The organism is endosymbiont of Galathealinum brachiosum (assembly GCA_003349885.1).
In the GTDB taxonomy this organism is placed as follows: domain Bacteria; phylum Pseudomonadota; class Gammaproteobacteria; order SZUA-229; family SZUA-229; genus SZUA-229.
This window is the reverse complement of record QFXC01000013.1, coordinates 29,796-42,477: the sequence shown is the minus strand read 5'-3', so window position 1 is coordinate 42,477 and position 12,682 is coordinate 29,796. Positions and strand designations below refer to the sequence as shown.

The window sequence follows — 12,682 nt, the reverse complement described above, 5'->3', positions numbered from 1 at the left end:
AATTTAGGATACTAAAATGAAAGTTGTAATGATTGGCTCAGGTTATGTAGGCTTGGTTTCTGGTGCCTGTTTTGCTGAATTTGGTGCAAATGTAATTTGTGTAGATAAAGATGAGTCTAAAATAAATGCTTTATTAAAGGGTGCAATTCCCATTTATGAACCTGGTCTTGATGATCTTGTCAGGCGAAACGTTGAGTCAGGGCGTTTAAATTTTTCGCTAGAATTAGAAAATGCAGTATCAAAAGCTGATTTGGTTTTTATTGCTGTAGGCACACCTACACGTCGAGGTGATGGCCATGCTGATTTAAAGTATGTTTATGCGGCTGCAGAAGAGCTGGCCGGTTATTTGACGGGGTATACCGTAATTATTGATAAATCGACGGTTCCTGTTGGAACCGCACGTGAAGTGCATAGAATAATCGAAAAGGCAAATCCATCAGCTGATTTTGATGTGGCTTCTAATCCTGAGTTTTTAAGAGAAGGTTCTGCAATTGGTGACTTTATGCGGCCAGATAGAGTTGTTCTGGGTGTTGAATCAGAAAAAGCAGAAAATTTATTACGTGAGCTTTATCGTCCGTTAAATTTAATTGAAGCGCCACTGCATATAACAAACCTTGAAAGTGCTGAGATTATAAAATATGCATCAAATGCGTTTCTAGCAACTAAAATTAGTTTTATTAACGAAATATCCCAGTTGTGTGAAAAAGTAGGTGCGGATGTACATTCAGTATCCAAAGGAATGGGGCTTGATGGCCGAATAGGAAAAAAATTCCTACATGCAGGACCTGGTTATGGTGGTTCATGCTTTCCAAAAGACACATTGGCTTTAATACGTATAGCACAAGAACATGGAGTGTCTAGTCGAATAGTTGAATCAGTCGTTGAGGTTAACGCATCGCAGAAAGCAAGAATGGTTTCTAAAATTCGAAATGCACTTGGTGGATCAGAGGCAGAAAAAACGATTGCTGTTCTAGGTTTAACGTTTAAACCAGAAACGGATGATATGCGTGATTCACCTTCTTTGGCAATATTACCTGCTATGGTAGATAAGGGGGCGACTATAAAAGCACATGATCCTGAAGGTGTAGAAGAGGCTAAAAAATTATTACCTGAAGCAATTCAATATATGAATAACATTGATGAAGCAATAAAGGGCGCAGATGCGATTGTTTTGATGACGGAATGGAATCAATATCGTGGTCTGGACTTGGCAAAAGTTAAATCGATGATGAAAGGAAATGTATTTGTAGATTTGAGAAATGTATATGAAAAAGAAATCATGGAAGAACATGGGTTTAAATACACCTGTGTAGGCAGGTAGTGAATTGATTGTAGGTGCTCCTTAAGGTGCATATTTTTAAACTAATGAAAAAATTGATATATGTGCACCTGTAGAAGCACTAAAGTAAAGAGTGAAATGGTAATGCTATGAAAATTTTAGTAACCGGTGCAGCTGGTTTTATAGGTATGCATCTTTCAAAGCGTCTTCTAGAAAGAGGTGACGAAGTTGTTGGTATTGATAATCTTAATGATTATTATGAGGTTCAACTAAAGCATGATCGACTAAAACAGCTGGCAAATTTTGATAAATTTACTTTTATTAAAATGGATATGGCTGATCGTGAAGCGATGGCTAAGCTATTTAAAGAGCAGCAATTCAATCGCGTAATGAATTTAGCTGCTCAGGCTGGTGTTCGTTATTCTTTAGAAAATCCACTTGCTTATGTCGATAGTAATTTGGTTGGTTTTGCCAACATACTTGAGGGTTGTAGGCATAACAAAGTGGAGCATCTGGTTTATGCGAGTAGTTCAAGTGTCTACGGGTCAAACACGGATATGCCGTTTAGTGTGCATGACAATGTTGATCATCCTGTTAGTTTGTATGCAGCTACTAAAAAATCAGGTGAGTTAATGGCGCATACTTATAGTCATTTATATAATCTACCGACAACGGGTTTACGCTTCTTTACCGTTTACGGCCCTTGGGGGCGACCTGATATGTCACCTTCATTGTTTGCGGGTGCTATTTTACGTGATGAAGCGATAAACGTGTTTAATAAAGGTAGGATGCAGCGAGATTTCACTTATATTGATGATATTGTAGAGGGTGTCATACGTGTGATTGATAAGGTTGCAGAACCTAACGAGCAGTATGATAAATCATTGCCTGATCCAGCTACAAGTTATGCGCCATATCGAGTTTATAACATAGGTAACAATGAGCCAGTTGAATTAATGGAGTTTATTGAAACTATTGAAAATGCAGTCGGTAAAAAAGCTGAAAAAAATATGATGGGTATGCAGGATGGCGATGTGGTTGCGACCTTCGCAAATATAGATGCATTAATAGAAGCGGTTGGTTTTAAGCCTGCAACACCATTGAAAGATGGAATACAAAAATTTGTTGACTGGTATAAAGAGTACCACAGTTAATTAATATTGAGCTTACCCATCGTTAGCTTTATCTGGTTGATGAAAGATTATAGGAAGAACTACTAAGGAATGTATACCTGAAAGGGTACTGACAAAGAGATACTATGAAATATTACGGCACCGAATTATTTTCAGCTCTTCTATCAGAAGAAGAAAGTGAACAATTAAAAAAAGAAATTCCGGTTAATTGCACAGTGACGTTAAGTCAGCGTCAATTATGTGATCTGGAAATGATTATGAATGGTGCAATGAATCCATTAAATGGTTTCATGAATGAATTAGATTATAATTCAGTGCTTGAAAATATGACTCTGAATAATTCTTTATTGTGGTCATTACCCGTTACACTGGATATATCAAAAGAACAGTTAGATGGCTTTGATGGAGATACTCAGATAGGCCTATGTGATGAAGAAGGTTTCATGCTGGCGGTTATGGATGTTCGATCGGTCTGGAAGGCTGATAAAAATAAAGAAGCGGAAAAAATATATAACACAATAGATTCGGCACACCCTGGTGTTCAGTACTTAATTTCGGAAGTAAAAGAATACTATATCGGTGGTGAAGTCAGGGGTATGCAGTTACCCACTCATTATGATTTTGAATCTATTAGACACACTCCAGACGCTTTACGCCGTGAATTCAAAAAATCTGGCTGGGATAATGTTGTTGCTTTTCATACTAGTAAACCGATGCATCGCGTACATTATGAAATAACGACAAATGCAGCCAAGTCAATTGGAGCTAATGTTTTAATTCACCCACTTTCTGGTGTGGGTAAACCGGGAGATCTTGCCTATTATAGTCGAGTGCATTGTTACCAGGCTATAATGCAATATTACCCAAAATACCTGGCCATGTTATCACTGGTACCACAGGCTATGCGAATGGCGGGGCCTCGTGAAGCAATTCATAATATGATTATTCGCCAGAATTATGGTTGCTCTCATTTTATTATCGGGCCTGAGCATACGTCACCTCCTGGGGTTAGATCGGGTAGCCGGCGTTTTTATGAGCGTTATTCGGCACAAAAACTGGTTGCTGAATTTCAAAACAAACTAGATATACAAATGGTACCGGTTGAAGAAATGGGGTACTCAGAAGAACGCAGAATATATGTTCCCTGTGTAATTGCAGAAAAAGAAAAATTAGAAACCCATAATTACTGTGAAAAAGATTTGAATCAGGCGCTAGAACATGATCAGCCTGTGCCAGACTGGTATTCATACCCGGAAGTGATATCCGAACTAAGTAAGGTTAGGTTGTCGCGTAAACATAAAGGCCTTACTTTATTTTTCACGGGTTTGTCTGGTTCAGGGAAATCAACGTTAGCTAAACTAATTGATGCAAAATTTATAGAGCAGGGTGACAGGCCTGTTACTTTGCTTGATGGTGATGTGGTTAGAACAAATTTATCCAGTGAACTTACCTTTTCTAAAGAGCATCGTGATATAAATGTAAAACGCATCGGTTATGTAGCTAGTGAGATAACAAAGAATAGAGGTGTCGCAATATGTGCACCTATTGCACCTTATGAAAATACTCGTGAATCAGTGCGAAGCATGATTGAACAGTATGGGGCGTTTATTGAAATACATGTGGCGACATCATTAGAAACCTGTGAGGGCAGAGATAGAAAAGGGATGTATGCAAAAGCACGCAAAGGTATTATTAAAAATTTTACAGGCATAAGTGACCCATATGAAGAACCAGTTAAACCCGAAATAAAAATAGATACAATGGGAAAAACTCCAGTGGAATGTGCGCAGAAAATAATGCTTTATTTATTTAAAGAAGGTTATATTGCTTAAAGTCTTAAATAAAAATACGAATATAATAAAATTAAGAAAAATTAAACAGGATAAGTAATGATTATTCCAGTAATACTTTCAGGTGGTTCAGGTACTCGATTATGGCCTTTGTCTCGAGCTATGCGCCCGAAGCAGTTACTCAGTATGGTGTCTAATCACACCATGATTCAGGATACGGTTACTCGTTTAACGGGTATAACGGATATCGCTGATCCCATTATCGTCTGTAATGAAGAACACAGATTTACAATTGCGGAACAGATGCGAGAAATGAGCATTAATCCATCAGCAATTATTCTTGAGCCCTTTGGAAAAAATACTGCACCAGCAGTTGCTATATCAGCTTTACAGTCTCAAAAAAATGAAAACGATCCGGTGTTACTCGTTTTACCTGCTGATCATGTTATAGGAAATACAGTAGCATTTCATTCGGCAGTCCAGGCTGGTTACCAAGCTGCAATGGATAACAAATTAGTTACATTTGGAATTATACCAGATGCGCCGGAAACAGGTTATGGTTATATAAAATCAGGTTCTAAATCAGGAGATGATCAGGTTTTTAGTGTAGATAAGTTTGTTGAAAAACCAGATGTAGTCACGGCTCAATCTTATCTTGATGAAGGTAGCTACTACTGGAATAGTGGTATGTTTATGTTTAAAGCTTCTGTTTATTTGCGGGAACTTGAGAAACATAATAATGATATGTATAACTGTTCAAAGCAGTCGCTTGAAACTGCAGCGATGGATATGGATTTTATCCGACTTGATCGGGATATCTTTGCAAATTGTCCATCAGATTCAATTGATTATGCGGTAATGGAAAAAACCAGTGAAGCAGCTGTAATTCCCGTTGATATGCAATGGAATGATATTGGTTCATGGTCTGCATTATGGGAAGTTGGCGATTCAGATGCGAAGGGAAATGTAACCCATGGCGATGTCGTATTAGAAGATACTAATAATACATATGTGCATGCTGATAGCAGGCTTGTTACAACTGTAGGTTTAAATGATCTCGTAGTTGTAGAAACAGCGGATGCAATTTTAGTTGCTCATAGAGAAAAAGCCCAGAATGTAAAAGAGATTGTGGAACAACTGAAAGATGCAAATCGTGATGAGGCTATTATTCATCATAAGGCCTATCGTCCCTGGGGTGCGTATGAATGCATTGATCATGACTCGCGCTTTCAGGTGAAACGTATTACAGTTAACGTGGGTGCTCGGTTGTCATTGCAGCTTCATCATCACAGGGCTGAGCACTGGATAATTGTGCAGGGAACAGCAAGGGTGACATGTGGTGACAAGGTATTTTTAATGTCAGAAAATGAGTCAACCTATATACCTCTTGGTGAAAAACATCGTCTCGAAAACACTGGTAAGATTCCACTAGAGTTAATAGAAGTTCAAACAGGTAGTTACCTTGGTGAAGATGATATAGTAAGGTTTGATGACGTATATGGAAGAGAAGATAAAAATTAAGACAATTAAGTAGTAGGCCAATCCTGTTTTGATAAAAAATGGGATGTAATAGAGACTTAGCATGCAGTTGCTTTAAGTCCGTGATAACAGATTAATATTAAATAATTAGGTATAACAATGGTTAAAAAAGCATTAATAACGGGCATTACAGGACAGGATGGTGCATATCTGGCTGAGTTTCTGTTAAATAAGGGTTATGAAGTTCATGGCATCAAACGTAGAGCTTCATCGTTTAATACCGATCGTATAGATCACCTGTATCAGGATCCTCATGAAGATAAACAGAGATTTTTTCTTCATTATGGTGATTTGAATGATTCAATGAATCTAGTAAGAATTATTCAGCAAATTGAGCCTGATGAAATATACAATCTTGGTGCTCAAAGTCACGTAGCCGTTTCATTTGAAAGTCCAGAATACACTGCAGATACGGTAGGTATAGGTGCGTTAAGAATATTGGATGCTATTAGGATCTCAGGTCTGGAAAAGAAAACACGCTATTATCAGGCATCTACATCAGAGTTATACGGTGAAGTGCAGGAAACTCCACAAACAGAAAAAACACCTTTCTATCCAAGATCTCCTTATGCTGCGGCAAAACTTTATGCATACTGGATAACTGTTAACTACAGAGAAGCGTATGGTCTATATGCCTGTAATGGAATTCTGTTTAATCATGAGTCACCTATTCGTGGTGAAACCTTTGTTACAAGAAAAATTACCCGTGCTTTTGCTCGAATTAAACTCGGCTTGCAAGATAAATTATTTCTCGGAAATATGAGTGCGAAGCGTGATTGGGGTCATGCAAAAGATTATGTAGAAATGCAGTGGTTAATGCTTCAGCAAGATCACGCAGAAGATTTTGTTATTGCTACAGGTGTTCAATATTCAGTAAGAGACTTTGTAAATAAAGCCGCAAAAGCTGTAGATATAGAAATGGAATGGAAAGGAGAGGGTTCCGATGAAAAAGGTTATGATAAAATTACGGGTAAGTGCCTTGTAGAAGTTGATCCAAGATATTTCAGACCCACTGAAGTAGAAACTTTGTTAGGTGACCCAACAAAAGCAAAAGAAAAACTTGGTTGGGTACCTAAGATTACATTAGAAGAAATGGTTACTGAAATGGTTGAGCATGATCTTATGATTGCTAAACGTGATGCCCTGTGTGAAAAAGAAGGTTTTAGAACGAATCGTTATTATGAATAATCAAGATAAAATATATGTAGCGGGGCACCGCGGACTAGTTGGTAGTGCAATTGTTAGAAATTTAGAAAAAAATGGATTTAATAATTTTGTATTTCGAACGAGTAATGAGTTAGATCTTACAAATCAGGCTGATGTAAATCAGTTTTTTGAAACTGAAAAACCTGACTATGTCTTCCTTGCAGCGGCTAAAGTTGGTGGTATACATGCTAATGACACATATCCTGCTGATTTTATAAGAGATAATTTACAGATTCAGACTAATGTCATTGATTCTGCATATAGAAGTAAGGCAAAAAAACTTTTGTTTTTAGGCTCATCATGTATTTATCCAAAGTTTTCACCTCAGCCAATGAAAGAAGAACACTTATTGACAGGTGAGCTTGAGTCGACAAATGAATGGTATGCGATAGCGAAAATTGCTGGTATCAAAATGTGTCAGGCATATAAAAAACAATATGGATTTAATGCTATTTCATTGATGCCGACTAATTTGTATGGTCCAGGTGATAACTTTAATCTAGAAAACTCACATGTAATGCCTGCATTAATACGTAAATTTCATGATGCTAAAATTAATAACATGTCAGTAGTTGAAGTGTGGGGCACAGGTAAACCTAAAAGAGAATTTTTGCATGTTGATGATATGGCGGATGCTTCAGTTTTTCTGATGAATAATTATGATGGAGAAGAATTTATTAATGTAGGTGTTGGTGAAGATGTATCAATTATGGAACTAGCTGAAATAATTAAAAAGACAGTTGGCTTCGAAGGTGAGTTAAAATTTGATTCAACTAAGCCTGATGGAACTCCACGTAAGTTACTGGATGTAAGTAAGTTAGAGCAAGCTGGATGGAAAGCTAAAGTACTGCTTATTGATGGTGTCAAAACTACATATGACTGGTTTTTAAGTAATCAGGAAATGTATAGGAAATAATTTCTGTCAAGTTGCATATGTAACAGGCATAAATTTAGATGTATGTGGAATATGTATGGCTAATAAGCATATTAATGAGATAATAAAAGGGGCATCTTCTGCATTAGTTATAAAAATAGTATCAGCGGGTGTTACTTTTTTGTTTTATTTGTATTTAGGTAGAGTGCTTGGAGCAGAAAGTGCTGGTATATTCTTTTTAGGCTTAACAGTTTTAACTATTGGTTCTGTAATAGGTAGATTTGGACTAGAAAATACAGTATTAAGAATAGTCGCGAAAGAATCTTATAATAATAATTGGGGTCTAATATTAAGTTCTCATAAAAAATGCATGCAAATTGCCTTTGTTTTCTCATTATTTACAGCCATGGGGGTTTTTTTTACCTCTGAAGCATTATCTGTTATTTTGTTCTCTTCTACTGAAATGGTCATTCATCTTGAAGTGATCTCAATCTCTATCGTACCTTTAGCTCTTAGTGTAGTAAACGCTCAGGCCATTCAAGGCCTTAAGAGAATAAAAGAATCTACCATTATTTTAAATTTATCTGTGCCACTCATAGCACTTATAGGCGCTATGATATTGATCTCAAAATATAGTGTATTAGGTGTCGTTATAGCGTATACAGTGTCAATAATTTTGACGTACTTTGCATCATTGTATTTATGGAAAAAAATAATACCTAAAGATGTTTGTATTAATAAGACATATGAAACAAAAAAAATACTAGATAGTTGTATTCCGCTGTTCTGGGTGTCTGTTATGCAAATGACAATCAATTGGTTGTCATTTATAGTGCTAGGCATATATTCAACTGAGGCTGATGTAGGTGTGCTAGGTATGGCAATCAGGGTAGTTACATTGATGGGTTTTTTCTTGATGGCTGTGAATAGTATTACAGCTCCAAAAATTGCTGAAATGTATAAAAGTAATAACCACTCCGCATTAGAAAATATGTGTAGAAGTGCGTCAACAATACTCTTGTACATTACCTTGCCTTTTGGTCTAATTATTTTTATATTCGCTGATACTGTTCTTGGATTATTTGGTAGTGAATTTTTAGATCATGCTAATGTGTTACAGATTTTAGTTTTTGGTCAATTTGCGAACATTATTACTGGTTCAGTTGGTATATTATTGATAATGAGTGGAAATGAAAAGGTAATGAGAAATAACTTATTCATAACAATGCTTTTATGTATTGTTATGAATATTGTTTTAATTCCAGAATATGGCCTAGTTGGCGCAGCTATATCATTTTCATTGAGCATGGCAATACAAAACATCATTTCATTATATAAAGTGAAAAAAATTATGAATATATATACATTACCCTTTATAAATCCACTAAAGGTGATTAAAGGTGTCTAAACAGAAAGTTTTATATATAGCAGCTCATAGTCGAAGTGGGAGCACTATTTTAGACCGAGTTTTAAGTCAGGTTGAAGGTGGCTTTAGTGTAGGTGAGCTTCGAAATATATGGTTAAGATCCTTTGGAGAAAATCAGTTATGTGGCTGTAGTAATAAGTTTAACGAATGTGATATATGGAAAAATATAGTTGATGATTCTAATTTAGATAAAAAATATGCTAATCAAATTCATAAGCTATCTCGTGATGTAGATAGATTTAAAAAAATACCACAAATTTGGTTTCCTTTTCTGAGAGATATTCAATTTAATAAAAAAATGAATGAATATCATGCTGCGCTTGAAACTATTTATAGCAGTATTGAAAATGTAGTTGCACCCGAGTTTATAATTGATTCATCAAAAAACTCGAGTTATGCAATGCATTTAATGAATTTAGATAATATAGATTTACATGTTATTCACCTTGTTCGAGATAGCAGAGCTGTAGCTTTTTCGCGTTTGCGTAAGAAAAAAAGACCAGAAATTCACTGGAAAGATGAATATATGGCAGTGACACCCGCTTATAAAACTGCATTACAATGGAATGTAATGAATTACTCGATGGACATAATGAAAAGCAGGTGTAGTTATTCGTTGGTTAAATATGAAGATTTCATGCAAGAACCAACAAGTACAATTTCAAATATATTAGCCGATGCAGGTCTTCATAATAAAGATTTATCCTTCATTAAAGGAAGAAAAATAAATTTAGCTGTAGATCATACTGTATCGGGCAACCCTATGAGATTTAAGGTGGGAGACATAGAATTAAGATCGGATGATCAATGGGTTTCTAGGCTTTCTAAATTAAATAATAATATTGTAACTCTTCTTACATATTTTAGATTAAAAAAATATGGATATTTATAATGCTTAAAAATAGTAGAGGTGAATATGTTTAGATTTTTGTGGTTACGCCGATTTATTAATAAATATATTAGAACCAGACCTGGTTTATTTATTGCGATAATGAGTAAACGGTCTAAGTTTAAAAATATAATAGTGAATAAAGATACAGAAATTGTAATAGAAGGTTATCCAAGGTCAGCCAATACATTTGCGGTAGCTGCCTTTAATTACTCACAAAATAGAAAGGTAGTTATAGGAAGGCATACTCATGCTCCTGCTCAAATTATGTCTGCAGTAGCAGCGGGCTTACCCGTTATCTTGCTAATACGAAAGCCTATGGATGCAATTATATCCTTAGCAATAAGAGATGAAACTATTTCTCTTAAAAATGCCCTGAAAACATATATATGGTATCACCAATCTATATTACCAATTATAGATGGTTGTGTTATAGCAGATTTCAATCAAGTAACTAATGATTTTTCTTCATTTATAAATGAAGTCAATATTAAATATAAAACTGAATATTCGTTGTTTGATCACAATAAAGAAAGTGAAAAGAATATATTTAAATTAGTTGAAGACATGGAAATAGAGGATTCTGGAGGTGGATTAAGGGAGTCTCATGTTGCAAGACCATCAGATAGTCGCAAAAATATTAAACAAGAATTTAAACAACAGCTTGAATTGCCTGAAAACACTCATTTGTTGATGGAATGCTCTAGGTTGTATGAAAGAATTACAACTAGCTAATGTTTGTAAGAATACTCAAAAAGTGTATATATTTGTTACTGCTAGTTCTACCGGAAGCTGCAGTTTCTATACCATTACCTATTATGACGTTAGATTTTGACAGGGGGGAAAATCTAGATGAATTTAATAGTTTAAATAATAGTGATGAATCTGATTTAAGGTATGTAGATGGACTGATAGGTAAGGGGCTAGCTCTTAAAAAAGAGTGTATATCGCTAAAGTTAAAAAAAACTTTGGAGTCTGAAAATGGAAGTTTCTCAATGTGGTTAAAACCAGATTGGGATTATTATAAAAATAATGATGGGAAGTTAATTTCTCACTCATTTATGTCAATGAAGTGGAGTGATGGTAGTTATTTAGTACTAAGTGATGGGTGGTGGGAGAAATCTGGGGGTAGTCAATTTACGTATTTTATATTCAATAATAAAAAATATAATCATACACATGGAAAAATTATATACAAAAAAAATCAATGGGTTAATTTGGCCGTTACGTGGAATAAAACTGCTAAACAAATTAATTTATATAAAAATGGAAAATTAATATCTAGTAGAGAAAAAACAATTGGATCAGGTAATTATGCTAATGAGTTAATTATAGGGTGTGATAAAGGTACTAGCCTATTTGCTTCTCGATGGGTTGATGCTGTTATAGATGATGTAAAAATATATAATGTTACATTATCTGAAAATGAAGTTCTTAAAAGTATTGGCATATCAAAAAATAAAATAGACAATATTGAACATGCTTTTTTGAATGAAAATAAAGGAACGATCGCTCATGATGAAAAGGCACCTGAAAATCGTGTTATGTTTGATAGCTATCCTGCGTCCTGGCAGACTAGAGAGCAGGCTTTAAAAACAGTTAAAAAATTATATGAATCTGGTATTAATGTTTATATTCCGTGTGTATGGTATGGTGATGGTGCAAGATTTAATTCTAACGTAGCTCCATTTGCTAGTTACAAGGGGAAAGGAGAACCTTTAAGGTACTTGATTGAAGTAGCACATGAGTTTGGTATTGAGGTTCACCCCTGGGTAACTGTAACTTACAGATCAAAGAAATTTCTTAAAAATTTTTATGATAAAGGTACGCCACCAAAAGCATTTGATGTTCAAAATATCAAGTTTAGAGATTTTATAGTTGAGTTCATTACTGATTTAGTAAAAAGATACGATGTGGATGGTGTAAATCTTGATTATATTAGAACTATGGGAATATCTAAAAGTATAAAGTCTAAAAATAAGTTTCTGAAAAAGTATAATAAAGCACTGCTTTCAGAAATAAAAGATATTGACGGTAATCATGCCTGGAATAATAATGTACAGGATTTTGTAAATAATCCTATAGATGATATCGTAATTAGATTATCTAAAAATATACGCTCTATTAAACCAAAAGTAATTATTAGTGTAGATGCCCACCCAAAACCATTGTTCCTGGGCCAATCAAGGCAGGGTAGAAATGCAATAAAGTGGTTAAATAAAGGCTTAATTGATGTGATTTATACTATGAATTATAAAAGTGATTTTGATTTTATGAATGTTGATCTGGTTAAGCGTGAGGTTGATGACCCAGAGAAAGTTGTGGTTCTTATGGGCGTTTCTGAGAAAGATGGAAAAGTTGTTTCAACTCGTGCTTCTAATAAAGTGGAAAAGCTAGTAAGGTTTTCAAGGAGTAAGTGGGATAGTGGGGTTGCCTTTTACCCTTATTCAAAAGTTACGGATGAACTTCATTCATTGTTTAAAAATAAGCTATTTAAACATAATGTCAAAACCAAATGGCCTGATTAAGCAGCTATTGGATAATTT

At 35.0% G+C, this 12,682-nt stretch carries 10 protein-coding genes; all 10 read left to right on the top strand.

Annotation, left to right across the window (positions count from 1 at the left end):
- The first annotated feature begins 16 nt into the window (after positions 1–16).
- The 10 genes from DIZ80_13015 (at position 17) to DIZ80_12970 (ending at position 12,664) form a co-directional block, all read left to right on the top strand.
- Positions 17–1,321, top strand: coding sequence for a UDP-glucose 6-dehydrogenase (locus DIZ80_13015; GenBank protein ID RDH81037.1), 1,305 nt, complete (start codon positions 17–19; stop codon positions 1,319–1,321).
- Between the two features lie 107 nt (positions 1,322–1,428).
- Entirely contained in the window at positions 1,429–2,433 is a 1,005-nt protein-coding gene (locus DIZ80_13010; GenBank protein RDH81036.1) for a protein CapI, read from the top strand.
- A gap of 104 nt (positions 2,434–2,537) precedes the next feature.
- The gene (locus DIZ80_13005) at positions 2,538–4,244 is read left to right on the top strand and encodes an adenylyltransferase (GenBank protein ID RDH81035.1); all 1,707 of its coding nucleotides are present in this window, start codon (positions 2,538–2,540) and stop codon (positions 4,242–4,244) included.
- Between the two features lie 57 nt (positions 4,245–4,301).
- Entirely contained in the window at positions 4,302–5,723 is a 1,422-nt protein-coding gene (locus tag DIZ80_13000; protein ID RDH81034.1) for a mannose-1-phosphate guanylyltransferase/mannose-6-phosphate isomerase, read from the top strand.
- Positions 5,724–5,840: 117 nt separating this feature from the next.
- Positions 5,841–6,929 carry a GDP-mannose 4,6-dehydratase gene (gene gmd / locus DIZ80_12995; GenBank protein RDH81033.1) on the top strand — a complete coding sequence of 363 codons (1,089 nt, stop codon included), beginning with the start codon at positions 5,841–5,843 and terminating at the stop codon, positions 6,927–6,929.
- Positions 6,922–7,863, top strand: a complete 942-nt coding sequence (locus tag DIZ80_12990; protein ID RDH81032.1) for a GDP-fucose synthetase — start codon at positions 6,922–6,924, stop codon at positions 7,861–7,863. Before gmd ends, DIZ80_12990 begins: the two co-directional genes overlap by 8 nt.
- Positions 7,864–7,918: 55 nt before the next feature.
- The gene (locus DIZ80_12985; protein ID RDH81031.1) at positions 7,919–9,229 is read left to right on the top strand and encodes a hypothetical protein; all 1,311 of its coding nucleotides are present in this window, start codon (positions 7,919–7,921) and stop codon (positions 9,227–9,229) included.
- On the top strand, positions 9,222–10,139 hold the full coding sequence (locus tag DIZ80_12980) for a hypothetical protein (GenBank protein RDH81030.1): 918 nt from the start codon (positions 9,222–9,224) through the stop codon (positions 10,137–10,139). The genes DIZ80_12985 and DIZ80_12980 overlap by 8 nt, the downstream gene beginning before the upstream one ends.
- A 24-nt stretch (positions 10,140–10,163) precedes the next feature.
- Positions 10,164–10,871, top strand: a complete 708-nt coding sequence (locus tag DIZ80_12975; protein ID RDH81029.1) for a hypothetical protein — start codon at positions 10,164–10,166, stop codon at positions 10,869–10,871.
- Entirely contained in the window at positions 10,871–12,664 is a 1,794-nt protein-coding gene (locus DIZ80_12970) for a hypothetical protein (protein ID RDH81028.1), read from the top strand. The genes DIZ80_12975 and DIZ80_12970 overlap by 1 nt, the downstream gene beginning before the upstream one ends.
- Positions 12,665–12,682: the final 18 nt, after the last annotated feature.